Raw genomic sequence first — 25,061 nt, forward strand, 5'->3', positions numbered from 1 at the left:
TTAAAGAAAAATCAAAGGAACGTTATAAAATAGAAGCAAAAAATAGTGAATTAAAGCATAGACATGGATATGATATAGCATCATCTTCAGGTCTAATTGCCATGAAAATGCAAGGTGCGTTAGCAATATTCACGGTAAATGTTAAAAGAATATTGAAGTTATTAGGATAGAAATCCTAATAAAGCACAAAAAACTAAACAAAAAGGGAGTTAATGTAACTAAAATTTATTAGTTTAATTAACTCCTTTTTGATTTTGGAATAGCGCACTAGAAAAACTTAAAGTTTTTCAGTGCCCTCATACTGGAAAATGGCCTTTTTTATTGGTTTAGGTATTTTTTTTATTTTATCTTTTAACATTATGATTAATAATATAAATTTTGTATCTCAGAATATTTCTAATTTTACTGGAAACGAAATAATGAGGCAGGAATTTGTAATATATTTTTTATCATGGTTAATACTATTTTCAGTATACTTTGCTATTACAGGATTAGATAAAAAAAGCTCTATGTTTTTCTTATATAGTGGCCCTTTTTCTAGAGAAGAAATTAAAAGAAATCAAATATTATTCTTATTTATTATAAACATTTTTATTTGTTTAACCTATGCATATATTTTTATTTGTGTTAGCTACAGAAATAAAGATATAATAATGTACATTTCAAACTATTATAAAATGTTTATAAAAGATATTTCAAGACTTTTTATATCAGGGACAGCATTTATTTCTTATATTATATTAATGGATACCTTATTTTCTAGTGTAGTATTAGAAATTATTATTATAATAACAGAACCTTTTTTATTTTTTATAGGTATAAATCTTGCAAATAGTGTATGCATAAATTTATCTGGCTTAGATATTTCTCAGAGTACAATTATTAGGAAAATATATGAAATTATTTATTGCATTTATGGATACTTTGTAGGTGAAATTAAGCCTGAATATTATAAATATACAGAATTACAAACTATTCCTTTTATATTTATACTTATACTTAGTATGTTTATCTTAGCTTGGTTTTTAAATAAATCTGCAAAGATAAATAACAGTAATAAATTATTCATTATTGAAAAAGCACAAGTAATAGTAGAGTTTTCTTTTATATCTGTATTGGTTTTATTTTTTGCTAATATTTTAATAAAAATATTATTTGAAGGAAATTATTTAAATATTACTAAGGGTACATCTAACGCAATTTCTTATATTGTATTACTATCAAATTTTATCTTAATAGGTGCACTTGTTAAGTTTGCAAACAAAAGATTAAAGAAATATATTTAAAATTGACATAATTTTATTAACAAAACTTACTCTATTTGAATAGTATATATTAATCTAATGAATAGGGGTTGAGTTACTATGTCAAAGAGAAATAGAAATCAATGCTGTTGTTGTACTAATAACTGCTGCACAAGAAGATGCAATTCAGGATGTGGATGCAATAATGGATATGGATACGGATACAATAATGGTTTTGGCGGATTCGGTGGATATGGTGGATTTGGTTATAATTCATGGTTTCCAATTATATGGATTCTATTATTATTCGGATTTGGTGGATTCGGATTTGGTGGATTCGGCGGTGGCTGGTTCTGTTAAAAAATTAGCTAATTGACAATTTATTAGTTAGCTTTAGTTCTTTAGAATGCGGATTAATATTAATCCGCATTTTATTTTCTTTTATTTGATATTTATTTGTCTTAAGGATATAATTCTAATGAGTAATATAATGGAGTGATAATTTTATGGAAGAAAGATTACAGAAATATATGGCATCCTGCGGAGTTGCCTCAAGAAGAAAATGCGAAGAATTAATTTTAGATAAAAAGGTTAAAGTTAATGGATTAGTAATAGAAGAGCTTGGAACTAAAGTTACACCTGGAAAAGATGTAGTTGAATATAACGGAAAAATAATAGAACCAGAAAAAAGACATGTTTACATAATGCTTAACAAGCCTGAAGGAATAATAACTTCAGCAAAGGACGAAAAGGGTAGAGAAACAGTTGTAGATTTAATTAATGTAGATGAAAGAATTTACCCAATAGGAAGACTGGATTATGATAGTTCAGGTCTTATTATTTTAACAAATGATGGAGAAGTATATAATAAGATAATTCATCCTAGAGAAAAGATTATGAAGAAGTACATTGTTGTTGCAAAGGGAGAATTCTCAAGTGCAGACCTTAATAAATTCCAAAAGGGAATAGATATTGGGGGATATGTTACAGCACCTGCCAAAATAAAAGTATTAAAATATGAAGATGATAAATCTACAGTTGAAATAGGTATTCATGAAGGGAAAAACAGACAAATTAGAAGAATGTGTTCAGCAGTAGGTCATGAAGTTTTAGCTCTTAAGAGAGTGCAGATAGGAGAAATAAAACTTGGCTATTTAAAAAGAGGAGAATACAGAGATTTAACTAAAGCTGAACTTGATTATATAAAAACTTTATAGAAGCTTTAGGAGGATATAAATATGTTTAAGTATGTTTCAGATGTTAGTGTTATAAGTCATTCTATAATAAAAAATTTTTTAGAAAGAAAAGTTACAGCTATTGATGGAACTTTAGGAAATGGCCATGATACAGATTTTTTAGCAGATAATTTTGAAAAAGTTTATGCCTTTGATATTCAAAAGCAGGCCTGTGATAATTATATAGAAAAGAATATTCAAAATGTAACTGTTATAAATGATTCTCACAGTAATTTTGAAGAATATATAAAGGAAGAAGTAGACTGTATAATGTATAATCTTGGCTTCTTACCAGGAGGAGATAAGACAATTACAACTATGCATAAAAGTTCTTTAAAAAGTATTAAGGATGGATTAGAACTTTTAGCATCAGGAGGTATAATGACAATATGTATTTATACTGGTCATGATGAAGGAAAGAAAGAAGAAAGTTGCATAATGGAATTTTTAAGAGAACTTCCAAAAAATAAATTTGGAGTTATGGAACATAGATTTATTAATAGAAAAAATAACCCTCCTGCCCTTGTGGTAGTAGAAAAAAAGTAAGATGATTTATTAACAAATTTCAATTAATATTGAATAGACGTGAATAAAATGATAAAATTAAATTGCAATTTTAAATAGTAATTTGATATATATGATAGGGTGAATGGTTAATGGAAAAGGATAAAAATGATCAAAGTAAAGATTTAATGAGAATAATCCAAGTTAAGTTTCCAAAACTTAGTAAGGGACAGAAACTTATTGCGGAGTACATATTAAAAAATTATGATAAGGCAGCTTTTATGACTGCAGCAAAGCTTGGAGATTCTGTAGGTGTATCTGAATCTACAGTAGTAAGATTTGCAAATGAATTAGGATTTTTAGGTTATCCTAAATTACAAAAAGCTCTTCAAGAGCTAATAAAAAATAAGCTAACAACTGTTCAAAGATTAGAGCTTTCAAAGGACCTTATTTCTGATGGAGATACTTTAAAGGGAGTATTAAAGGCAGATATGGAAAATATAAGAGCAACTCTTGAAAAGATAAACCCTTATACCTTTGAACAAGTTTTAAATTCAATTTTTGAAGCAAAGAAAATATATATAATAGGCCTTAGAAGTTCTACAGCTCTTGCTGAATTCTTAGGATTTTATTTGAATATAATTCTTCAAAATGTAAGAATAGTAAGCTACGGAATTTCAGACATTTTTGAACAAATGATTAATGTGGGAGAAGGAGATTTAGTTATAGGGATTGGTTTCCCAAGATATGCAACAAAAACTATAGATGCCTTAGATTTTTCTAAGAGAAGAGGAGCTAAGGTTTTAGCACTTACAGATAGTTTATTATCTCCACTTGCTTCACATGCAGATTATACGTTAATAGCTCAAAGTAATATGGCTTCATTTGTTGATTCATTAGTAGCACCTTTATCAGTAATAAATGCACTTATAATAGCAGTAGGAATGAGAGAAAAGGAAAGTATTTCAGATACATTTACAAATCTTGAACTTATTTGGAGAGATTATAATGTGTACTCATATAATAACCGTAATATGATGGACGAGTAGTATAATTTAAGCCTAAACAAGATAGAAGTTATATTGTTTAGGCTTAAATTTTATTTAGGTTATCTAGTCAAATTTATACTCAAAATTACTAATTACTTTTCCAGTGCCTTGAATAGAAATAACTATAGAAGAATTTGCGAGGATAGTTGTTTTCCAAGCTTGAGGTGTAACAACATAATATCCATTTTCTTCAGTTATCTTAACATCCCAGTAATTAGTAAACACAATATCATTTTTCTTTATCTTAAAAGACCAATTGTTAATGTCACTTGAAGTGTTATTTTTTAAAGTGAAATCAGCTTGGTAAGCACCGCCCCAATCATTAATTTTTGAAGTTATTGAAATCTTTTCATTATCTGTTGGAGTAGTAGTTTCTGTACCAGGATTAGTATTACCACTGTCTGGTTTAGTATTGCCTGAATCAGGGTTGGTTACATCTGTGCTTGGTTTATCATCTTCAGTAGCTTCAGGATGTACATTTTTATATCCTCTAATTAAAGCATCTTTAATATCACTAAAGTACCAGTTTAAAGTACTTCTATTTAGTAATCCAAAAGTTTCACCCTTATTAGTTTCAGCATAGTTGTTATCCCACCATACACAAGGAATACCTCTCTTTTGAGCAGCTGTAACATAATATTCAGCAAGCTCTGCTCTTGAAGAAGTATTATTTTTATTTATAGAACCAAATTCACCAATAACAACAGGAACTCCTTTAGATTTAAAAGTATTTAAGTAAGAATCTAATTCTACATCTAAAGAATATTTGTCATAAGAACTTCCCCATGTGTTAACTGAATTGCTGCTTGTGTCCATAGCAAAGAAGTAAGGAGAATATGCATGAACAGATGCAATTACATTTTTATCATCTGGAACTTTAAAATCATTCATTGTAGTAGATGAACCAGAAGCTGCATAAGTTGGCATCATAACAGCTCTAGATAAGTTATTACCACCAGTTTTTCTTATAGATTCTAAAGCAGCTGCGTTATATTTATTTACAACATCACGAGATTCACTTGTACCACCTGTCCATTCATAAGGAGTTCCTTCAAGTCTTGGTTCGTTAAGAGTTTCAAATATTAAATGATCATCATAATCTTTGAAAGCTTCAGATATTTGAGTCCAAAGAGTTTTTAGTTTTGGAGTTACTGAAGATTCTTTAGCGTAAGTTGGAATAACCCAGTTTCCTTCATGATGAGTATTTAAGATAACATAAAGATCATCTGCTATACAATAATCAACAACTTCTTTAACTCTCTTTACCCATTCTTCATTAAGTTTGTTATTACCATCTAAGTGTTCTCCCCAAGTAGTTGGTATTCTTATGGTTTTAAATCCAGCATTTTTGATTTTATCAATCATAGCCTTTGTAGTAACAGGATTTCCCCAGCCTGTTTCAAAGGATATTGGTGAAGTATTATAAGACAGGTTAGTAATCTTAGCATCTAAAGTATTTCCAAGATTCCACCCAACTCCCATTTCCTGCACAATTTCACTTGCAGATCTCATAGAAGCAGCTTGTACTTCAAGAGGATTTCTTGAAATTGAAAGTGATGAGAAAATAATTGTTGCTCCAGCAATGATAGAACAAGTTTTTAATAAAGATCTTTTCATAGTTTAATCATCTCCCTTATTTCTTTGATGTAATTATTTACATAAATTCAATATAATATCTTAAAGAAATAAATTCAATAATAATTCGTGAAAGTGTGCTATTAATACATAAAGTTAGTCATTGTTATTAATAAAAATTAGAATACTACCAGTTTTAGCATTACCAGCATGTAAAATAACATAAATTTTTCTTTTATAATTTTTATATTTATTCTATAATGAACAGTATAGTTGATTTGTATTGCTATGAAGAATTTCAGATTAAAAGGTTATATCAGTTAAAGAATACATTAAGAATATTTAAGAAGGTTTTTTATGAATAATACAATTGAAATAAAAGGAAAAAGGCTTAGAATAACTTCTACAAAAATTGAAGAGGCAGCTTTATATTATGAAAACTTTACTGAAGAGGTAGTAAAATACCAGCTTGCAAATTCTTTTAAGTCTATAAAAGAAGCTGAAAGTTTTTTGCAGGAATTTATAAATTTAAGTATAAAGGGTGATAATACTATGCTTAGCTTGTGGAATGAAGAAGATAAGTTTGTTGGAAGTATAGAGCTTTATAATTTGAAGGATGAATGTCCGGAAGTTGGAATTTGGATATGTGAAGATGAAAGAAAAAAGGGATATGCTTATGAAGCTTTACTTCTTATAAAAGATTTTTTAAAAGAAAATTATAAGATAGAAGGACTTATTTTTGCAGCTGATATTTTAAATATACCAAGTTTACAGTTAATAAAAAAGCTTAATGGAAAAAAGATGAGCTTTGATATTGTATCAGATTTTGGAAAGGTGCTTAAGCTAGAAAGCTATATATTTTAAAGGGCATGTAGTTTTGAACAGTCTATTTTGTTCAAAATTACATACCCTTTTATTTTATGCTGCCTTTTTAAGCTTAATATTTTTATTATTTTTAAGTGATGGAAGTATTGATGTCATTGAACCACACAATATTAATAATATACCTATAAGCATATTAAAAGATAAAGATTCTTTTAAGATTATTAAAGCTAGTATTGGAGCTAAAATTGGTTTGAAGAAAAATACTAAAGATGTCTTAGTTGCTGAAGTTTTTTCTAGAGCCTTAAAATAGCATGCATAACCTATACCAGTATTTATTATACATATATAAATCATTACTGGAAGTGTAGACATGGTAAACCCTGATGATAATGGTATTTTTGAAAAGATTTGAAGATTGTGGTTTAAGAAGAATTCTGAAATGCTTTCTATATGTGTTAGTAAGATCAGCATAAGCATTTCTAAGCTTCCAAAAATAAAGTTAAAGCATGTTACAACAATTCCTCCATATTTAGCACATTTCTTTTTTCCACATACTCCATATAAAGCAAAGGTTAGAGTTGAAGCTATAGTTAGTGTTATTCCTAAAGGATCTAACTTTGTACTTAAAGGATTAATTATTATAACACTTCCTAAAATTTCTAGAATTAAAGCTATAATATTGTTTGTATAAATTGCTTCTTTTAATAGGAAGTATGAAGAAATTGTTACAAAGACTGGATTGCAGCTAAATAAAACTGCTACAACAGAGGCTTTAGTATAAAGAACTGATAATTGATATAAGCCCATACTTATAGTTGTTCCTAAAAAACCTAGAAGGGCAAAGAATATGTAATCTTCTTTATCAATAGAAAGATTCTTTTTTATAAGAGCTTTTAAGGCAAAAGGCATTAAGAATAGACCACCAACAAAGAATCTTATAAAGGTAACTTCAATAGGATTAAAACTTCCTGTAACTAACTTTAAAGCTATTTCCATGGTACTAAAAATAATAGTAGTTAAGAAGATATATGTATAGTCTTCTTTCATAATATTCCTCCTTTAGCTTTTAATTGTAAAATTACAATGTTTAGTATATAATGTGGATAATTATTAGTCAACTTATACATATTACTGTAGGAAGAGAGGAAAGAAAGTAGATGAACAGCAAGATTAAAGGTAATATTATGCTAATTATTACAGCATTAATATGGGGAAATGGTTTCGTTGCTCAAAGTGTAGGCATGAATTATATAGGGCCTTATACTTTTTTATGCGTTAGAGGAATTATAGGAGGTATATTTTTAATTCCATGTATATTTATACTTAATAAATTTAACCTTATAGATGATAGTAAGGTTAAAGGAAATAAAAAGGAACTGATAATTGGAGGTATTCTTTGTGGAGTAGTTGTATGTATTGCAAATATTTTTCAACAGTTAGGATTATTATATACATCTGTAGGAAAGTCAGGCTTTATAACTGCTTTATATATAATTATAGTTCCATTACTTGGTGTCTTTATTAAAAAGAAAGTACAAAAGAAAATATGGTTATGTGCTTTTATAGCTTTGATAGGTTTATATCTTCTTAGTATAAATGGAGAAATGGCAATAAATAAAGGAGATATACTTTCTTTAATATGTGCATTTTTCTTTTCAATTCAGATAATGTTAGTAGACCACTATACTCCTTTAGTAAATGGAGTTAAGCTTTCATGTATACAGTTTCTTGTATCAGGAATAATTTCAGCTATTCCAATGTTTATTTTTGAAAAACCAAGTGTAAGTGGAATTTTAGCAGCTTATATTCCATTACTTTATGCTGGCATTATATCCTTTGGCGTAGCATATACTTTTCAAATTATTGGTCAAAAGTATACAGATGCAGCTTCAGCTTCTCTTTTAATGAGTTTAGAATCAGTTTTTGCAGTTCTTGGAGGATGGATGATACTTGGACAAACTCTTAGTTTTAAAGAAATAATGGGAGCGGCTATTATGTTTTTGGCTATTATACTGGCACAAGCACCATTAAAATTCTTTTTAAATAAGTAATGATAGTCTTTAATAGATAAATGTTGGTAAGGTTTGAAAAATATAAATTTTTATCACTTTTATTAATAATACAGGCTATACTAATATATAATACTAAATTAAGGATTAAAAATGGATAATAATATCAATATGAGCGAAAATGATAAGTTTCTTTATTATCTTTTAGATATTCAAGAAGCAGCAGTGCAGCTTGTACTGTTTGCAGATCTTTTATCCTATGAAGTTGCCTTAGAAGGTAAAGATATAATATTAAGTAGGTATTATAATACTGGTAATTCAATAAAAGATTCAGATATAGATGTTCTAGTTTTGAAGTCTTTGTATATATATGCAATAGCAAGAGTTATGTTTTTCTATGTAGCTATTCAGAGATATAACTATTTAAGTAACTTAAAACAGCAGGGAGAGTGGCAGTATTCACTAGAGCCTAATATATTAATCAACATAAATAATATCTTCAGTTTAATTGCTTTAGTATTAGGTATTGATGCTTCATGGGAAGTTTATAGTAGAGATATTGCTGTCCCTGTATTTGGAATAAGATGATTAATATACTATTACATTAAGTATATTTGCATAAATATGCATTTTTTGTTATTTTTGCTGGAAAAATCATTGAAAATAGTGTATAATTATAAATGTATCGTAACTAAAATATAATAAGGGGGCATTATTATGGCGTTAAACTTAAGGGGCAAAAGTTTTTTGAAATTATTAGACTTTAGCAGTGAAGAAATTAAATATTTAATAGATTTATCAAAGGAATTAAAAACTTTAAAAAGATGTGGCATTGCACATGATAAATTAAAGGGAAAAAACATAGTATTACTATTTGAAAAAACTTCAACTAGAACAAGATGTTCCTTTGAAGTTGCAGGACATGATCTTGGTCTTGGAGTAACTTTCTTAGATTCAAAAAGTTCTCAAATGGGTAAAAAGGAAAGTATCAAAGATACAGCAAGAGTTCTTGGAAAAATGTTTGATGGTATTGAATATAGAGGTTTTAAACAAGAAACAGTTGAAGCTTTAGCTAAATATTCAAAGGTGCCTGTATGGAATGGATTAACTGATGAATTCCATCCAACTCAAATGATTGCAGATCTTTTAACTATTGAAGAAAAGAAGGGTTATTTAAAAGGAATTAATTTAGTTTATATGGGTGATGCAAGATATAACATGGGTAATTCATTAATGGTAGCTTCAGCAAAAATGGGAATGAATTTTACAGCATGTGCACCTAAGGAGCTTTTCCCAAGTGAAGAACTAGTTAATGAATGTAAAAAAATTGCAAAGGAAACAGGTGGAAGTATCACTTTAACAGAGGATGTTAAGGAAGGTACTAAAAATGCTGATGTAATTTATACAGATATATGGGTTTCTATGGGCGAGCCAGCTGAAGTATGGGATGAAAGAATTAAAATTCTAAAACCATATCAAGTGAATGAAAGTGTTATGAAAAATGCAAAGGAAGATGCAATATTTATGCACTGTCTTCCATCATATCATGATGATGAAACTGATGTAGGAAAAGAAGTTATCAAGAAATATGGTTTAGAAGATGGAGTAGAAGTTACAAACGAGGTCTTTGAAGGAAAGCAATCTGTTGTATTTGATGAAGCAGAAAATAGAATGCATTCAATAAAGGCTATAATAATGGCCACTATTGGAGCTTAAAGTTTAAGTACTTAAATTAAGAACTGTCATTAAATTATGAGAAATTTCTTATGATTTTATGACAGTTTTATTTTTTTGTAATAATTTTTGTAATAAAATACTAATGATAAATATACAATATTTTACAGAAAGGGCTGTAGAAAAATGAAAAAAAGCTTATTTATATATGAAAGTCATTATGGCACAGCTAAGAAAATAGCAGGAATTTTTGCACTTATATGTGGAGGTGGAAAGGCCTGTGATGTAAAGAAGATTAATCAAGATATTAGTGTATATGACAATGTTATTTTTGTTGTAGGCTTTCATGGAAATGATACTGCCATGTTCATTAAAAAATATATTTCAGAAAATAGAGAGGCTCTTTTAAATAAGAAGATAGCTTATACTGGTGTTGGAATATCAGAATATGGAAGTTATGGTTATTTAAAAAGCATTGAAGAGGTTTTAGGAAGAAAGGTAGATTACAAAAGATTTGTTCATGGTGAAATAAGAGTTGAAAAGCTTACTCTTGAAGATAAAAATATTCTTGAGGAATTCTTAAGTAAGCAGAATATGAATCTTATTGCTCTTGGTGTATTTAAGGAAAAGGAAGCAGCAGATGAAGGATATGAAATGGCCTTAGTTATTAATAAAGGTGATAAGGTTTTAAATAGAGACAAATTAAAAGAAGAGATTATAGCTTTTATAAATAAACATAATACTTGTGCTTTAGCTTCTGGGTCTAATGATTTTATGAGATGTACTCCTATTGAATATTTATATATTAATGATAATTTTTATTTTATAACTGAAGGTGGCTTAAAGTTTAGAGGACTTATAGAAAATAAAATAGCAGCGGTATCTATATTTGAAGAATACTCTGGCTTTAATAATTTAAAGGGATTACAAGCAGAAGGAGACACAGAAATTATAGATAGAGAAAGCAACGAATATAAAATGGTAATGGATGCTAAAGGCATTAATCCAAAATTCTTAGAAAAATCTCCTGTTAATATGAATTTAGTTAAACTTAAAGTATCTAAGGTAGAATTTTTAAATTCAGATTTTAAGAATATGGATTATGATGCAAAGCAGGTTTATGAGTTTTAAGTTTTGTTTAAGCATGATGATGTATAATTTAAAAAAATAACGTTAAATTAAGTAAATAAACTTTTATTAGATTAGAAATTTAGAAACAGAAAAAAAATATATACCATATAACTTAATTTGGCGTAAATAAAAATATACATTAGGAGATTGTAAAGATGAAGAGGATGTTTAGGTACATAGCAGCATTTTTTATATTAAGTTTTGCTCTGACAGGATGTACAAATAGTCAATTAAATTCTAAAATCATTAGTGAAACTTCAAATGGAGATTTTTCAATATGCTTTATTAATTCAGGTAAATCAGATTCTATTTTAGTTATGTATGAAGGAAAGTCCTATTTAATAGATACTGGTACAAAGGATTCTGTAGATGCTATTAAGAAGGCTTTAGAAGCTAATAATGTAGAAAGTCTTGATGGAGTTTTCTTAACTCATACCCATAAGGATCATATTGGAGGACTTAAAAAGCTTTCAAAGGAATATAATATTCCAATAGTTTATTCAGCAGAAATATCAATGAATAAAGAGGAGGGAACAAATGCCATAGACTCTTTAGTTGATAATGAGCTTAATTTAAAACATGAAAAACTTAAAGCTGGAGATAAAATTAATATTACTGATGATGTTTATTTTGAAGTTTTAGGGCCTATAACTTATAACTCAGATGATGACAATGATAACTCATTAGTTTTAAGAATTAATGTAAATGGTAAAACTGTACTTTTAACTGGAGATATGCAGTTTGCTGAAGAAGTAAGTTTAATGGATTCAGGAGTGGATGTAAAAGCTGATATTCTTAAGGTTGGAAATCATGGTAATAAAGATGCAACTTCAAAGGAATTTGCTGAGGCTGTAGATCCTTCTATTGCAGTTATTACAACTGATAGAGAAGAGGATTCTGGAACAGCTTCAAAAAGGGTTAGAAAGTTATTTGAAGAAACAAATCTTTATATAACTGATGATTATGATGTTGGTTTATTGGTTACAATAACTAAGTCTGGAGAGATAGAAGTTACATCTAAGTAGATATAAAAAAGAAGAGGATATTGTAGTGATATAGGCACTATAATATCCTCTTAATATATATGTACAATTATGGATTACACTTTTTACAAGGGTCATAACCCTCAGCAATTATCTGCTCTCTAGATTCATTAACATCTTTTCTATCAGCTGAATCTTTCTTTGGAGCGCTAGAACAAGCTGGAAGGTGGAACTTATGTGAATTTGTATTTAACACGTAAGAAGCAGATGTTGAAGTAGCAGTTTGATTTGAATTTTTATTGGAAGTACTACTTGAACTATTGCTTGAATTACTACTTGCTGAACTTCCTGCTTGTCCATTTGCTGTTAAGTGGCTTGTTCCATCAGCATAGTTTATAGTTATACCAGGCTGATTATTATAAGCATATACATTAAAGCAAATTCCTTCACCTTTATCTTCAACAGATTTAGCTTCCATTAAAACACCAGAAGCTACTAAGTTATTACCATCATATATAGGAGTAACTCTATATAGTACATGGTTACCAGTTTCTTTTACGTAATCAGCCACCATATTTTCAAAAGGTAACATTCCAGTTACATTTAAATAACGAGTTCCAGTTATTAAGTTTTTAGCATTAGCATTTTCAGCAGTAAGCTGGTAGCCAATAAGGTGACATCTATTATAAAGATATTTACCATCTACATTATCATATTTAACAGACTGCCATCCTGATGGTTTTACAGATGAAATACTTTCTCTTTCTTCTGTTGGCATTAAGTCCTTTCCTATATTAGCATAAGCTACGCCACATCTTCCTAATCTATCTAAATCACTATATCTTTCAAAGGAAACTGTAGTATAATCGCTATCAGTAAAGTATGGAACATTGTTATTTATTGCTACATAAGCTTTATCTGAAAAAGCAGGTATATCTTTTAAAGCAACAGTTTGGCTAGAGTCACTTTTGTTACTTGCATTAGTAGAACCTGTATTTGAAGAAGCTGAGTCTTTATTTTCACTTGTATTAGAGCTTGGAGAAGACTCAACTTGAGTTGAATTACTTGCAGTAGTATTAGAAGGCTGAGAGCTACAACCTACTAAAGTCATTATACATATTGCTGGTATAAGCAGCTTTTTTAAAAATTTTGATTTAATCATTGGTATAAATCTCCTCAGTTATTTTATCGTGGGAAGAACCTTTGAATTCTTCAGTTTGTGTAAGTTTCCATTCATTATCAATTGTAATATCTAAAGTAAAGTCTGATGGATAATCTCTATTCCATTTGTATACTATAATTTTTTCTATACTTTCAATATGCTCTGCTAAAGGCATATTTTCTACAAAACAATAATCTTCTTTTGATGCTTTAAATAAAAAGTTTTCATCAACAATGATATTTTGTGATGCAGCATCATTAGAAAATTGTTTATAAGAATAAGAATTCATATATAATTTAGAGCCTTTTGTTAAGTTTAGAATATGTTCTCTTAAAATTCTGTCCTGACTTTGTCTGCGATTATTGAACATCATACCATTATTATTGTCTAGACATACTATAACTATCATAACTAATCTCCTTTCTTTTATTATTATCGGCTTTTTAAATTATAACATGACTAGTAATATCAGATCTAAAATATATTTTTAAATTTTTAAATATAAAAGAAGAATTTTTGTATAGTGGTCTTTAATAGAGAAATGTTGGTGAAGTTTAGAAAGTCAGAAGTACATTGATTTTTTTTGTAAAAATATGTTATTATATGGAATGAAAAATATAATGGGAATGGGGGGAAAATTAATATGAGCAGGGAATCTAGATTTTATATAATCATGAATGTGATAAAGGGATGTATAGGAACTATAAATTTAGGAGTTTGTACGAGCTTTTTAATAACAAAAAGTTTAAACTTATTTGAAATATCAATAGTATATTCTATATTACTGGGAACTACATTAATATTTGAATACTTATCAGGAAATCTTGCAGATAAGTGTGCTAGAAAAAAGATATATGCTTTTGGACTTTTATTAACTGCTATTCAGTATATATTTTATGCATTATTTGTAGATAAAATTTATATATATAGCAGCAGTTTCAGGAGGATTAGGTGATGCATTTATAAGTGGTTCCTTAGAAGCATGGATCACCCAGGTTGAAAAGAAATCAAAAAGACAAGATACTTTGGGAAAAGTCTTTTCTCTTAGTAAAAGTTTTTCTTCAATTACAGCAATAATTTTTAGTTTATTGGTTGGAATCCTACTAGAGATAGATTTAATATATTTTTATTTAGCAGCTGGATTTATATTTTTGATAATGGGATTTATAAGTTTGATATGTTTCGAAGATAATGTTGGAAGTATAGAAGAAAATAATTCTTATACCATAAAAGCATTTAAAACCTTTATACATGAACCTATATATATTTTCTTAAGTATAGTACTAGCATCAGCTTTTTCATCTTATTCTATTTTTATTCTTGTATGTCAAAATAAAGCTATTAAATTAGAAGGAATTGAAGGTAATCTGCCATTTTTATATGCTTTCTATTTAATTGGAACAGCAATAGCAGGTTTTATATATGGCAAAAAATATATCAATATGGATGTCTATAAATATATAACAGTATTATTCTTAATTATGAGTATAAGCTATATATTAATGTATTTTAGTGAAAATATATATTTATATGTAGTTGGATTATTTATATATGGCTTAGGTTTTGGAAGTATTCTTCCTATTTTCTTTACTTGGTCCTCAAGTATTATTGATAATAGCCAATATGTTTCATTATTATCATTAATGAATGCAGTTTCTTCATTTGCATCAGTAATTACTAATATAATAGTTGGGAAGATAATTAATAGTTATACAATTAATATAGGTATGATTATAGCAGGAGTATTATCTTTTGCAAGTTGTATGATAATAGTTTTTATAAAAAGAAAAGATATAAATATTTTGGATATGATAAATTAGTAAGGTAGGTATTCATGTGAACTTTAAATTAGCATTATTAGCAGTAAAAGATATTAATGTTTCTAAAAAGTTCTATAAGGAACTTTTTGATCAAGAAGTCGTTCTTGACTTAGGACGAAATATAACATTTAGTGGTGGATTTGCAATACAAGAGGATTTTGCATGGCTTGTAAATCTGCCTGCTAATTCTGTTATAGAAAAATCTAATAATATGGAATTGTATTTTGAGGTAGATGATTTTGATGAATTTATACAAAAGATTAAGGATTATAAAGATATAGAATATGTACATCAACCTAAGAAACATGAATGGCAGCAAAGAGTTGTTCGTATTTATGATCCAGACCATCATATTATAGAGATAGGGGAGTCTATGGCAGTTATAGCAAAACGGTATCTTAGAGAGGGCTATTCAGTAGAGGAAACATCAAAAATTATTCAGCATCCAATTGAATTTGTTGAAATGTATAAATAATAATATAGTTGAACAATCCTATTTAAAATTTAGATCTTAGAATAATTACTTTTTAAGAACTAGAGTGTGACAAAAGAAAAATAAGTTAATTGTTTTATTATGAAACTTGACTTACCTTCGTTTGCTGAGTAAGTTCCAGTTACCAAATATAAAATTTGGACTGTCACTTACCTTTTGCATGGCTTACAAAGTGGCTTTCAGCGCTAAAAAGCGTGGTGTTAGCCACTTTATTCTATTTATATAAATTTCATTTCTTTAAACCAATCAGCACATAAATTTGCCCATCTCTTAACATAAGGAACTTCGTCAGTTAAACCAAGACCATGATGTCCTTTTGGGAACACATGAAGTTCAAAAGGAATACCTCTATCCTTTAAGGCTTTTGCATAAAGCATAGAATTTTCAGGAGGAACTGTAGTGTCTTCAGCAGTTGTCCAAATAAATGCTGGAGGAGTATCCTTCTTTACCTGCTTTTCACAAGAAAGCTCAGCTGCTAAATATTCAGGAGCATCTTCTCCAATAAGATTATTTCTTGAACCTAAATGAGCATATTCTTGAAGATTAATTACTGGGTAACATAATATACTCATATCAGGTCTGCAGCTTACTTTATCTATTTCATCAAGTGGCCCCACCATTCCATTATCAAAAAAAACAGAAGCAGAAGCAGCTAAGTGTCCACCAGCTGAAAAACCTAATATTCCAATCTTTTCAGCATTAATATTAAATTCTTTAGCATTGTATCTTACATATCTTATGGCTCTTTGTGCATCATGAAGTGGACTTGGATGTTTGTATTCTGGAGCAATACGATATTTTAAAACAAAGGCATTAATTCCTAAAGTATTTAACCACTTGGCAATAGGTTCACCTTCATGATCTGCTAAAAATTCATATCCGCCTCCTGGAAGTACAATAATTGCTGGATGAATTTTATTATCCTCAATTAAATAGGAAGTAATACTTGGTATCTGGCTTTCTTTAGATTTATCAAAACCTGGATAGTTAGAATAAATTTCTATCATAAAATCAAATCCTTTCTTGCATAAAAGTTCTAAGTTTACAATTATTTATAAAACATGGTATTATTGAGAATGATATCATATTTACTTAAAGTATAACATAATTAAGCACAATAAAAGAAGAAGGGGAGAAGTAAAATATGAATAAAAATTTAAAAATTGCTATCTTTGCAGGTATAGTTGTAGTAGCTGCTGCAGCTGCTGGATCAATTTATTTTGTATCAAAAAGTTCTACTAAGGCTGAAATGGTAGTTTCTAATTATTTTGAATTACTTAATAATAAGGAATACTCAGAAATGTATAAGCTTCTTTCAGAAGAAAGTAAAAGTAAAATTTCAGAAGATGATTTTGTTAAAAGAAACAAAAATATTTATGAAGGAATAGATGCTGAAAACATTAAAGTTACAATAGGTGACAATAAAAAGGATAAAGGTAATGTTACTATAAACTACGATACTGAAATGAATACAGCAGCAGGGGAATTAAGCTTTTCAAACTCAGTTGAAGTAGTTAAAGGAGATAATAAGGAATATAACGTTAATTGGTCTTCAAATGTTATTTTTCCAGATTTAGATGATGATAATAAAGTTAGAATAAATACTAGTAAAGCAAAAAGAGGAAGTATCCTAGATAGGAATGGAAACATTATAGCTAGCGATGGAATAACAGCAAATGTAGGAATAGTACCAGGAAAACTTGAGAATAAAGATGCAGCTATTAGTTCTTTATCTTCAATTCTTGGAATTTCAGTAGAAGACATAAATTCAAAGTTAAATGCATCTTACGTAACTGATACAACTTTTGTACCATTAAAGACTATATCTGATAATGATGCAGAAACTAAGTCAAAGCTTTTACAAATTAAAGGAGTTCAAATTAATGATAAAAGTGCAAGAGTTTATCCACTAGGACAAACTACAGCCCACTTAACAGGATATGTTCAAGCTGTTACAGCAGAAGATTTAGAAAATTTAAAAGGACAAGGCTATAATTCTAATTCTGTAATTGGTAAGTCTGGTCTTGAAAAACTTTATGAAGAAAAGTTAAAAGCTGTTGATGGGGCTGAAATATATATTACTGAAGCTAATGGTAAAAAGAAAAGTATATTAGTTTCTAAGGAATTACAAAATGGACAAGATGTTAAGCTTACTATAGATACTAATCTTCAAAATAGTCTTTATACTCAGCTTTCAAATGACAAGGGAGCTGCAGTTGCTATGAACCCTAATACTGGAGAAGTTTTAGCCTTAGTAAGTACACCATCTTATGATCCTAATGACTTCATTTTAGGTATGTCAAATGAAAAGTGGGACAGTCTTAATAATGATGCAAACAAACCATTATATAATAGATTTAAGGCGTCCTTTGCACCAGGTTCAACATTCAAGCCTATAACAGCAGTAATTGGACTTGAAACTAAAACTTTAGATAAAGATGCTGATAAAAATATAAGTGGATTGTCTTGGCAAAAAGATTCAAGCTGGGGAAGCTATAATGTTACAAGAGTTCATGAATATGCTAATGCAAACTTAGATAATGCTTTAATTTATTCAGATAATATTTACTTTGCTATGGCAGCTCTTGATATAGGAAAAGACAACTTTACTTCTAAGCTTAATAGCTTTGGATTTAATGAGGAATTACCATTTAGCTTTGGTCTTACACCTTCAAGCTATGGAAAAATGGATAGTGATGTTAAACTTGCAGATAGTGGATATGGTCAAGCAGAAGTTCTTGTTAATCCAGTTCACTTAGCTACAATGTACACAATGTTTAATAATAATGGAACAATGATAAAACCAACTTTAGAATATAAAGCTAATGCAAAGGGCGAAGCATTTAAAGAAAATGTGGCTTCAAAGGACACAATAAATTCAGTTGTTAATGGAATGGTTCAAGTTGTAGAAAATCCAAATGGAACAGCTCATAATGCTGGAATCCCTGGACTTACTATTGCAGCTAAAACAGGAACAGCAGAAATAAAAGCATCTCAAGATGATGCTACAGGAACAGAAACAGGATGGTTTGTGGCTACAACTACAAATCAAAATGATAATAATCTTCTAATTGTTTCAATGGCAGAAGATGTGAAGGACAAGGGAGGAAGCCACTATTTAGTACCTATGGTTAGACAATCAATGGCTTCTTATTATGGAAAATAGTATTTAAGGAAAAATGATATCTCTAAGTAATTTAGAGGTATCATTTTTTGTTATAGCAAATTAAAAATCTTTCTATAGAGGGTCTTTAATAGAGAAATGTTGGTAAGGTTTGAAAATAATATTTGTGGCAATAATGGTATATGAGGTGAATAAAAATGATTAAAGTAGATACTGATTATACTAAATTAAAAGACCATGTAAATGTACTATTAAAGAATAATATCTATGATAAAAGAAAGATGGATGAATGTCCTAACTGTAAATCAAAGATATACATAAAGTATGGTAAATTCAATGGAATTCAGCGTTTTAAGTGTAAAGAATGTAAAAAAACTTTTTCTTTAGCAACTAATTCTATTTGGAGCTATTCTAAAAAGAAACCATCTGATTGGTTTAAATTTTGTGAACTTATTTTAGAGAAAAAAGTATTGAGGGAATGTTCAAAGATTTTAAATATAAACATTAATACAGCTTTTGCATGGAGGCATAAAGTTTTAGAATCTTTACAAAAAATACAAAGTCAAGTTATGCTAAAAGGAAACATACATATGACTAAAATTTCTGTAAAAGAGAACTTTAAAGGAAAGAAAAAAATATATACAAATAAAAGAGAAAAAGTACTAGTGGTATCAGGGTGTGGGGATATGGATACTATGCTTTTAATTCCACTATGCAAGAGAGTGTGGAGCTTTAAGGAATTTGAGCTAAAGGTTGTTCCTAGAATTAGTGCAAACTCTAATATTATACCTTATGTGGATAGGTATATTTATTTAGCAGCTAAAAAATATACAGCAGCTTCATATAAGAATATACCAGCTGATAATGAAATTATAAAAAACTTTAGGATAATCTATAAAAATTGGTTTAATAGATTTAATGGTGTTGCAACTAAGTATCTATCTCATTATTTATCTTGGTTTGTAATGTTTTGCAGAGAAAAAATATTTAATGATATAGATCTTTTGTATGAATTAATAGAAAGTTAGTATGATAGTTCTATTTTAATCAGTAGGTAAACTGCAACAACATTTATTTATGAAAGACCACCATGTCTGAAAGAGCAATATCTATTAAACATTATTTTCTTTTACAATGAATTTCCAAAAAAGATAGCATTTTTATTAAAATCTTTGCTTTAACTAGGTTTTTAGGGTATTATATTATTAATGATAAGAGAAGAATAGAGGATTGAAAGATATGAAGCTGCTAAAAGTACAAGAACGTTTTATTAAAAGTAAACCTAATGAATACAATATTATAAAAGGAAGATCAAATACAGGGAAAAGTGAAGCTATTTTACATAGAATTTTAAATATGTCTAATAATTTTGCTTACGAAGAAGAGGATAAAATTCTTGTGGTTCAAAAGGAAAAGAATTCTAAAGATAATTTAGAAAGCAGATATAAAGATGTTAAAAACAAGCATGACTTTAAATATGTATCTTTACTATCTTCTAAAAATGATCCTGAATTTATAACTCTAAGTAAACTTATTTCAAAATATTCAAATGAAGAAAAAGTAGCTTCTCTAAAAGAAAAGAAAGATATAGTACTTGAAGTTTTAAATAATAATGAATTTAGATTCTGCAAAAAGCTTAAATCAGAAAATCTTCACCTTATTTTAAGTGAAATTAGATTTATGAAAAATAATAAAGTTAAAAGTGAAGAGGACTATTTAAATTTATTAGGAACTCCAATGCGTCTTAGAAGAAAGTCAAAAGCTAGATATGATATGTATAACTTTTTTAAAATTTATAATGAAGCTTTACTATCTAAAAATCTTCAAGATGAAGAAGATAAAGTGCTTGAAGCTTTAGAAGAAGTTTTAAGCCTTAAGACAAAGGGATATGTACATATATTTATTGATAATGTTGAATCCTTATCAAAAATTGAATTAGATTTCCTTTTAAGTTTATATAATAAAAAGACTTATGGAAGTGTAAACATGGCAGTTGATATTGATAAAGGAGAAAATATATATTCAGCTCTTGTTAAAAAGGGAAGAGTATATGCTAAGAAGGTTTTTGGAGATAATAAGAAAATATTTAATTTTAAAACTGATGTTGCTGAAAGAAATATAAAAAATATTCTTATAAATAATGAAGAAAAGATACTAGATAAGTATGAATTCTTAGATTTAAAACATAGAAGAGAATTTGACTTTACTCTTGAGGATAATGGTCATGAAGTAAGTTTTGTTGGCGAAGAAAAGGATAAGTACAATAAGGCTGAGCTAGTGGAAGTGCCAGTGTTTAACAATATTGCAGCTGGGGAACCTATTCTTATAAATCCAACTCAAGAATCGGCTTTCTCTCTTCCAAAGTATTGGGTTAAGGGCGGAAACAATAAGTTTATACTAAAAATCAAAGGTGATTCTATGATTAATGCCAACATAGATGATGGAGATTTAGTAGTAATAGAACAAAATAATTCTCCAGTTAACGGAGAAATAGTGGCAGTTAATATTGATGGAAGTGCTACATTAAAGAGATTTAAAATGGAAAAAGAAAAAGTGCTTTTACTTCCTGAAAATGAGAAATATGCACCTATTGAAGTTACTAAAGAACAGGAATTTTTTGTACTTGGAAAGGCTATTGGTGTTATAAAAAGGAAGTAAGGGAAGGTAAATGGAGAAAAGGGTAACTGAGCTATATATTTTAATTGTTTTTTTTTTGCATATTATTAATAGGTCAAGATAAGCTAAGTAGTTATGATACTATTATAAATATAAGTTATGTTATATTTTTAGTTTTGCTAGAGCTTTCAAAATATTTTTTAAAGATAAATAAAAATATTATAAGTATGTTTCAGATTATGATTATTATTATAGTTAAAATTCAAGGGTTTAGTGCAGTTAATTTATTTATTCCATTAATGGTGTATGAAATATTTAATTGGAGTATTATAAATTTTATAGTTATAATTACGGTTATTTCAAGCAATTTTACTTTTTTTAAAGAACCTATAAGTAATGAAATTATATATACAATTTTATTATATTTATATCTTTTTGAAGCTGAAAGCAAGTTTAAGGATAAAATTGAGCTTAAAAGACTTAATAAACTTCAAGGTCTTCAGAAGGATATGCTTCAGGAAAAGGTAGTTAATATACGAAAATATATGGAGCAGAAGGATATAACAGCTGCATTAAAAGAAAGAAATTATATGGCACAAAAAATTCACGATCATATGGGGCATAGGGTTACAAGTGCAATAATGCAATTAGAAGTAGTTAAGGAAACTATGGGAAAAAGTAATGAAATCAGCATGAAATATCTTCTTACTGCTATGGATAGTCTTAGATGTGGTATGGATGAAGTAAGAGAGTTTCTAAGAAATTCAAAGCCAGGAGAAGGCGTTGTATCTCTTGAAGAAATAAAAAAGGATTTACTATCTTTTCAGTATAGCACTAATATAAAGACTCATATTGAAATTAAAGGAGATATAAAAAGGTTTAAAACTTCTCAAATTGCAGTAATTCAAGATAATTTAAGAGAAGCTTTAACTAATGCTTCAAAGTATTCTAAAGCCTCTAATTTATATTTTTCTATTAATGTATATAATAAATTTGCAAGAATAGGTATAAGAGATGATGGAAGAGGCTCTAGTGATATAACTAAAAGTCTTGGACTTATGGGGATGGAAGAAAGAATAGAAGCTATTAATGGTAAGATTCAGTTTTATAATGATGAAGGTTTTGTTATTAATATGATTATTAATTTTTAGGGGGATAGTTTAGGTGGCTGTTAAAATTATAATTTGTGATGATGATGCTTTAATAAGGGAAAGTTTAAAGATATTACTTCCTTTAAAAGGTGATGTAGAAGTAGTTGGAGAAGCCCAAAATGGGCTAGAAGCAGTTACATTATGCAGAGAAAATGAAGTAGATGTAGCTTTAATAGATATACGAATGCCAAAGATGAATGGAGTAGAGGCAGTACGTGAAATTGTAAGAAATACAAATACTAAGTGTCTTATTCTTACAACCTTTGATGAAGAAGATTATGTTAATGAAGCTCTCTCTTATGGGGCAAAGGGATATATTTTAAAGAATAACTCGCCAGATCAAATTGTGAATTCAATAAATTCAGTATTTAACGATACAATAGTAATGAATGAAACGATTTTAAGCAAGATTCAGGGAAATGGTACTAAGAGTCTTTTTAATAATTATGACTTTACCCACAGGGAAAAGGATATAATAATAGCTATAAGTGAAGGCCTTAGCAATAAAGAAATAAGCAAGAAACTTTTCATATCTGAAGGAACTGTTAGAAATTATATTACAGCAATTTTAGATAAGACAAGCTTAGAACATAGAACAGCCATTGCCGTCAACTATTTAAGGGGGAATTTATAGGGTAAAGATAAAAATATCTTGAATTCTTTCATGAATAAATGTTGTTATAGTTTATTTAAATATTCTAATAATATGATTTTGAAATTTCACCAACATTTATCTATTAAAGATTATTATAACGAAAGTTTTTTATTTTTTCACATAACTTTTTGCTAATAGAGAAAAGGAACTACCACACTATTTTTTAGTGGGACAGCCCCTTTATTTTATTAAAAACTTCAACTAATTTATTTTTAGTTTCCAAAAACAATTTTTCATCATATCCATTAACAACTTCATCTCCAAACTGCCTATCTTCAATATAAATATTATATGGAAGTTCTATTTGAATACATTCAAGCTTGTTTTTGAATTTGTTTCCATAATACTCAGTAATAAACCCACCTAAAAACAATTCATTTTCCTTAACTTTAAAATTATTTTCTCTAAATATCTTACTTACTTTATTTAAACTTTCCTTTGAGCTGGATTTATTATTTTGATTACTTATAAGAACAGTATTTTCCTGTTTATCATAATAGCTATGAAGATCTAGTAAATATACTTTCTTAAAGTGTTTAAGTTTTTCTTTAATCAAAGATTCTAAAGTGTTATGGTAAGGATTATAGTAAAATCTTATTCTATCTTCAATTTCTTTTTTTGATATTGAACTTTTATAGATTTCTTTTCCATAGGCTGTAGCTTGAAATACTAAGCTTGTCCTAAATTTAATAGGATTTTTTTTATGAACCTTTCTATTAACATCAATAACATATCTATTTAATTTATTTTCAAGGATGGTTATGTCCATGTTTTTAAGAAAATCATAAAGCTCAGGTAAAAACCAATCACTATTAGATAAAATAGCATCTTTTTTTAACTTTTCTTTTATTGAAGATGGTATTACTGTGCCACTATGGGGCATACTTACAATTAGTGGATAGGTATTAGAGTTTTTGTTATATATTTCAAATATACTTTCTTCTTTCATAAGTCATCTCCTACATAAGCTATATTAAGTATAGTAACAAGGAAAGTTTTAATATGCAAGTAAGTCTATTATATTGACATAATTTTATAATATGATATTTTACATTTATAAATGAAAAAATTTAAGGAGAAGATATATATGAGTTATGAAAATAAAGTTGCTGTTATTACAGGTGGAGCACAAGGCATAGGAAAAGCTATTGCTGATGAATTTAGAAAAAATGGCTGCAACGTATGTATTATAGATATAAAAGACAATGATTATTTTGTTGGGGATATTTCTAAAAAAGAAACTTTAGATGAGTTTGTAGAAAAGGTAATTAGTGATTTTGGTCATATTGACTATTTGATTAATAATGCAATACCTTTAATGAAGGGAATAGATGATTGTACATATGATGAGTTTAACTATGCATTAAGAGTTGGAGTTACTGCACCATTTTATCTTTCAAAATTATTTATGCCATACTTTAATAAAGGCGCATCAATTATTAATATTTCATCATCAAGAGATAGAATGAGTCAGCCAAATACTGAGAGTTATACTTCAGCAAAAGGTGGAATTTCAGCATTAACCCATGCCCTTGCAGTAAGTTTAGCAGGAAAGGTTAGAGTAAATTCCATATCTCCAGGATGGATTGATACATCTTACACAGAATATACAGGAGCAGATGCTATTCAGCAACCTGTACATAGGGTGGGTAATCCAATGGATATTGCTAATATGGTTTTATTCTTGTGTTCAGATAAAGCAGGGTTTATTACTGGAGAAAATATCTGTATAGATGGTGGAATGACAAAACAGATGATTTATTCAGGAGAGTTTGGATGGAATTTAGATGTTGACTGATTAATTTAATAAT

26 protein-coding genes and 1 pseudogene are annotated in these 25,061 nt (G+C 28.3%); 21 read left to right on the forward strand and 6 right to left on the reverse strand.

Translation table 11 applies throughout. From position 1 onward, the window contains the following. From BM384_RS01975 to BM384_RS02000, 6 genes and pseudogenes are all read left to right on the forward strand, one after another. Positions 1 to 170, forward strand: a pseudogene (locus tag BM384_RS01975) (IS5/IS1182 family transposase); the annotation flags it as partial. 507 nt (positions 171 to 677) lie between these two features. Next, complete coding sequence (locus BM384_RS01980) at positions 678 to 1,286, forward strand: hypothetical protein (protein WP_207650687.1); 609 nt, start codon at positions 678 to 680, stop codon at positions 1,284 to 1,286. A 78-nt stretch (positions 1,287 to 1,364) separates the two neighbouring features. Then, a complete protein-coding gene (locus BM384_RS01985; protein WP_090010337.1) occupies positions 1,365 to 1,604 on the forward strand; it encodes a hypothetical protein in 240 nt (79 codons plus the stop codon). A gap of 146 nt (positions 1,605 to 1,750) precedes the next feature. Next, positions 1,751 to 2,461 carry a pseudouridine synthase gene (locus BM384_RS01990; RefSeq protein ID WP_090010340.1) on the forward strand — a complete coding sequence of 237 codons (711 nt, stop codon included), beginning with the start codon at positions 1,751 to 1,753 and terminating at the stop codon, positions 2,459 to 2,461. A gap of 21 nt (positions 2,462 to 2,482) precedes the next feature. Further along, positions 2,483 to 3,025, forward strand: a complete 543-nt coding sequence (locus BM384_RS01995; RefSeq protein ID WP_090010342.1) for a tRNA 5-(aminomethyl)-2-thiouridylate-methyltransferase MnmM — start codon at positions 2,483 to 2,485, stop codon at positions 3,023 to 3,025. A 110-nt stretch (positions 3,026 to 3,135) separates the two neighbouring features. Further along, positions 3,136 to 4,032 (forward strand): MurR/RpiR family transcriptional regulator, encoded by an 897-nt coding sequence (locus BM384_RS02000; RefSeq protein ID WP_090010346.1) that lies wholly within the window; start codon positions 3,136 to 3,138, stop codon positions 4,030 to 4,032. A gap of 63 nt (positions 4,033 to 4,095) precedes the next feature. Here the strand turns inward: BM384_RS02000 and BM384_RS02005 are convergent, their stop codons facing one another. After that, the gene (locus BM384_RS02005; protein WP_090010355.1) at positions 4,096 to 5,649 is read right to left on the reverse strand and encodes a cellulase family glycosylhydrolase; all 1,554 of its coding nucleotides are present in this window, start codon (positions 5,647 to 5,649) and stop codon (positions 4,096 to 4,098) included. A 315-nt stretch (positions 5,650 to 5,964) separates the two neighbouring features. On the opposite strand from BM384_RS02005, the gene BM384_RS02010 reads away from it, so the two are divergent. Further along, on the forward strand, positions 5,965 to 6,471 hold the full coding sequence (locus BM384_RS02010) for a GNAT family N-acetyltransferase (protein WP_090010358.1): 507 nt from the start codon (positions 5,965 to 5,967) through the stop codon (positions 6,469 to 6,471). Positions 6,472 to 6,525: 54 nt separating this feature from the next. Here the strand turns inward: BM384_RS02010 and BM384_RS02015 are convergent, their stop codons facing one another. Next, positions 6,526 to 7,479 (reverse strand): DMT family transporter, encoded by a 954-nt coding sequence (locus BM384_RS02015; protein WP_090010360.1) that lies wholly within the window; start codon positions 7,477 to 7,479, stop codon positions 6,526 to 6,528. A gap of 110 nt (positions 7,480 to 7,589) precedes the next feature. Here BM384_RS02015 and BM384_RS02020 point away from each other — a divergent pair, with 110 nt between their 5' ends. The 5 genes from BM384_RS02020 to BM384_RS02040 all read left to right on the forward strand — a co-directional run bounded on the left by BM384_RS02020 (position 7,590) and on the right by BM384_RS02040 (position 12,271). Then, positions 7,590 to 8,483, forward strand: a complete 894-nt coding sequence (locus BM384_RS02020; RefSeq protein ID WP_090010363.1) for a DMT family transporter — start codon at positions 7,590 to 7,592, stop codon at positions 8,481 to 8,483. Between the two features lie 129 nt (positions 8,484 to 8,612). Beyond that, positions 8,613 to 9,029 (forward strand): hypothetical protein, encoded by a 417-nt coding sequence (locus tag BM384_RS02025; protein WP_207650688.1) that lies wholly within the window; start codon positions 8,613 to 8,615, stop codon positions 9,027 to 9,029. 129 nt (positions 9,030 to 9,158) lie between these two features. Next, positions 9,159 to 10,157, forward strand: coding sequence for an ornithine carbamoyltransferase (gene argF, locus BM384_RS02030; RefSeq protein ID WP_090010369.1), 999 nt, complete (start codon positions 9,159 to 9,161; stop codon positions 10,155 to 10,157). Positions 10,158 to 10,301: 144 nt separating this feature from the next. Beyond that, on the forward strand, positions 10,302 to 11,246 hold the full coding sequence (locus tag BM384_RS02035; protein ID WP_090010372.1) for a flavodoxin domain-containing protein: 945 nt from the start codon (positions 10,302 to 10,304) through the stop codon (positions 11,244 to 11,246). Positions 11,247 to 11,401: 155 nt separating this feature from the next. Next, positions 11,402 to 12,271 carry a ComEC/Rec2 family competence protein gene (locus tag BM384_RS02040; protein WP_090010375.1) on the forward strand — a complete coding sequence of 290 codons (870 nt, stop codon included), beginning with the start codon at positions 11,402 to 11,404 and terminating at the stop codon, positions 12,269 to 12,271. Positions 12,272 to 12,338: 67 nt separating this feature from the next. Here BM384_RS02040 and BM384_RS02045 read toward each other — a convergent pair whose 3' ends face one another. Both BM384_RS02045 and BM384_RS02050 read right to left on the reverse strand, forming a co-directional pair. After that, on the reverse strand, positions 12,339 to 13,391 hold the full coding sequence (locus BM384_RS02045) for a DNA/RNA non-specific endonuclease (RefSeq protein WP_242945931.1): 1,053 nt from the start codon (positions 13,389 to 13,391) through the stop codon (positions 12,339 to 12,341). Further along, entirely contained in the window at positions 13,384 to 13,800 is a 417-nt protein-coding gene (locus BM384_RS02050; protein ID WP_090010378.1) for a ribonuclease Z, read from the reverse strand. Before BM384_RS02050 ends, BM384_RS02045 begins: the two co-directional genes overlap by 8 nt. Before the next feature lie 234 nt (positions 13,801 to 14,034). Here BM384_RS02050 and BM384_RS02055 point away from each other — a divergent pair, with 234 nt between their 5' ends. From BM384_RS02055 to BM384_RS02065, 3 genes are read left to right on the forward strand one after another with little or no spacing between them, the layout of a single operon-like run. Next, positions 14,035 to 14,346, forward strand: coding sequence for a hypothetical protein (locus BM384_RS02055; protein ID WP_090010381.1), 312 nt, complete (start codon positions 14,035 to 14,037; stop codon positions 14,344 to 14,346). A 7-nt stretch (positions 14,347 to 14,353) separates the two neighbouring features. Further along, on the forward strand, positions 14,354 to 15,211 hold the full coding sequence (locus BM384_RS02060) for an MFS transporter (protein WP_242945932.1): 858 nt from the start codon (positions 14,354 to 14,356) through the stop codon (positions 15,209 to 15,211). Positions 15,212 to 15,227: 16 nt separating this feature from the next. After that, complete coding sequence (locus tag BM384_RS02065; protein WP_090010388.1) at positions 15,228 to 15,686, forward strand: glyoxalase/bleomycin resistance/dioxygenase family protein; 459 nt, start codon at positions 15,228 to 15,230, stop codon at positions 15,684 to 15,686. Between the two features lie 236 nt (positions 15,687 to 15,922). Here BM384_RS02065 and BM384_RS02070 read toward each other — a convergent pair whose 3' ends face one another. Next, positions 15,923 to 16,711 carry an alpha/beta hydrolase gene (locus BM384_RS02070; protein WP_090010391.1) on the reverse strand — a complete coding sequence of 263 codons (789 nt, stop codon included), beginning with the start codon at positions 16,709 to 16,711 and terminating at the stop codon, positions 15,923 to 15,925. A gap of 137 nt (positions 16,712 to 16,848) precedes the next feature. Here BM384_RS02070 and BM384_RS02075 point away from each other — a divergent pair, with 137 nt between their 5' ends. The 5 genes from BM384_RS02075 (at position 16,849) to BM384_RS02095 (ending at position 23,229) form a co-directional block, all read left to right on the forward strand. Then, positions 16,849 to 18,870, forward strand: coding sequence for a penicillin-binding transpeptidase domain-containing protein (locus BM384_RS02075; RefSeq protein WP_090010395.1), 2,022 nt, complete (start codon positions 16,849 to 16,851; stop codon positions 18,868 to 18,870). 155 nt (positions 18,871 to 19,025) lie between these two features. Beyond that, positions 19,026 to 19,856, forward strand: coding sequence for an IS1/IS1595 family N-terminal zinc-binding domain-containing protein (locus BM384_RS02080; protein WP_090010398.1), 831 nt, complete (start codon positions 19,026 to 19,028; stop codon positions 19,854 to 19,856). A 211-nt stretch (positions 19,857 to 20,067) separates the two neighbouring features. Beyond that, positions 20,068 to 21,486 (forward strand): transcriptional repressor LexA, encoded by a 1,419-nt coding sequence (gene lexA / locus BM384_RS02085; protein ID WP_090010401.1) that lies wholly within the window; start codon positions 20,068 to 20,070, stop codon positions 21,484 to 21,486. Between the two features lie 44 nt (positions 21,487 to 21,530). Continuing rightward, positions 21,531 to 22,595, forward strand: a complete 1,065-nt coding sequence (locus tag BM384_RS02090; protein ID WP_090010404.1) for a sensor histidine kinase — start codon at positions 21,531 to 21,533, stop codon at positions 22,593 to 22,595. A gap of 13 nt (positions 22,596 to 22,608) precedes the next feature. Then, positions 22,609 to 23,229 (forward strand): response regulator transcription factor, encoded by a 621-nt coding sequence (locus BM384_RS02095; protein WP_090010407.1) that lies wholly within the window; start codon positions 22,609 to 22,611, stop codon positions 23,227 to 23,229. A gap of 184 nt (positions 23,230 to 23,413) precedes the next feature. Here BM384_RS02095 and BM384_RS02100 read toward each other — a convergent pair whose 3' ends face one another. Further along, entirely contained in the window at positions 23,414 to 24,199 is a 786-nt protein-coding gene (locus BM384_RS02100) for an N-formylglutamate amidohydrolase (protein WP_090010410.1), read from the reverse strand. A 138-nt stretch (positions 24,200 to 24,337) separates the two neighbouring features. Here BM384_RS02100 and BM384_RS02105 point away from each other — a divergent pair, with 138 nt between their 5' ends. Further along, the gene (locus tag BM384_RS02105; RefSeq protein WP_090010413.1) at positions 24,338 to 25,048 is read left to right on the forward strand and encodes an SDR family NAD(P)-dependent oxidoreductase; all 711 of its coding nucleotides are present in this window, start codon (positions 24,338 to 24,340) and stop codon (positions 25,046 to 25,048) included. Positions 25,049 to 25,061: the final 13 nt, after the last annotated feature.

Source organism: Clostridium sp. DSM 8431, assembly GCF_900116755.1.
In the GTDB taxonomy this organism is placed as follows: Bacteria; Bacillota; Clostridia; order Clostridiales; family Clostridiaceae; genus Clostridium.

Bases quoted from the DNA above. Each gene is read 5' to 3' on its own strand.
- argF (WP_090010369.1), top strand. From the start codon at position 9,159: ATGGCGTTAAACTTAAGGGGCAAAAGTTTTTTGAAATTATTAGACTTT.
- BM384_RS02015 (WP_090010360.1), bottom strand. From the start codon at position 7,479: ATGAAAGAAGACTATACATATATCTTCTTAACTACTATTATTTTTAGT.
- BM384_RS02080 (WP_090010398.1), top strand. From the start codon at position 19,026: ATGATTAAAGTAGATACTGATTATACTAAATTAAAAGACCATGTAAAT.
- BM384_RS02010 (WP_090010358.1), top strand. From the start codon at position 5,965: ATGAATAATACAATTGAAATAAAAGGAAAAAGGCTTAGAATAACTTCT.
- BM384_RS02000 (WP_090010346.1), top strand. From the start codon at position 3,136: ATGGAAAAGGATAAAAATGATCAAAGTAAAGATTTAATGAGAATAATC.
- BM384_RS01995 (WP_090010342.1), top strand. From the start codon at position 2,483: ATGTTTAAGTATGTTTCAGATGTTAGTGTTATAAGTCATTCTATAATA.
- BM384_RS02005 (WP_090010355.1), bottom strand. From the start codon at position 5,649: ATGAAAAGATCTTTATTAAAAACTTGTTCTATCATTGCTGGAGCAACA.
- BM384_RS02100 (WP_090010410.1), bottom strand. From the start codon at position 24,199: ATGAAAGAAGAAAGTATATTTGAAATATATAACAAAAACTCTAATACC.
- BM384_RS01985 (WP_090010337.1), top strand. From the start codon at position 1,365: ATGTCAAAGAGAAATAGAAATCAATGCTGTTGTTGTACTAATAACTGC.
- BM384_RS02020 (WP_090010363.1), top strand. From the start codon at position 7,590: ATGAACAGCAAGATTAAAGGTAATATTATGCTAATTATTACAGCATTA.
- BM384_RS02070 (WP_090010391.1), bottom strand. From the start codon at position 16,711: ATGATAGAAATTTATTCTAACTATCCAGGTTTTGATAAATCTAAAGAA.
- BM384_RS02055 (WP_090010381.1), top strand. From the start codon at position 14,035: ATGAGCAGGGAATCTAGATTTTATATAATCATGAATGTGATAAAGGGA.
- BM384_RS02050 (WP_090010378.1), bottom strand. From the start codon at position 13,800: ATGATAGTTATAGTATGTCTAGACAATAATAATGGTATGATGTTCAAT.
- lexA (WP_090010401.1), top strand. From the start codon at position 20,068: ATGAAGCTGCTAAAAGTACAAGAACGTTTTATTAAAAGTAAACCTAAT.
- BM384_RS02075 (WP_090010395.1), top strand. From the start codon at position 16,849: ATGAATAAAAATTTAAAAATTGCTATCTTTGCAGGTATAGTTGTAGTA.
- BM384_RS02035 (WP_090010372.1), top strand. From the start codon at position 10,302: ATGAAAAAAAGCTTATTTATATATGAAAGTCATTATGGCACAGCTAAG.
- BM384_RS01990 (WP_090010340.1), top strand. From the start codon at position 1,751: ATGGAAGAAAGATTACAGAAATATATGGCATCCTGCGGAGTTGCCTCA.
- BM384_RS01980 (WP_207650687.1), top strand. From the start codon at position 678: ATGTTTATAAAAGATATTTCAAGACTTTTTATATCAGGGACAGCATTT.
- BM384_RS02045 (WP_242945931.1), bottom strand. From the start codon at position 13,391: ATGATTAAATCAAAATTTTTAAAAAAGCTGCTTATACCAGCAATATGT.
- BM384_RS02105 (WP_090010413.1), top strand. From the start codon at position 24,338: ATGAGTTATGAAAATAAAGTTGCTGTTATTACAGGTGGAGCACAAGGC.
- BM384_RS02040 (WP_090010375.1), top strand. From the start codon at position 11,402: ATGAAGAGGATGTTTAGGTACATAGCAGCATTTTTTATATTAAGTTTT.
- BM384_RS02025 (WP_207650688.1), top strand. From the start codon at position 8,613: ATGAGCGAAAATGATAAGTTTCTTTATTATCTTTTAGATATTCAAGAA.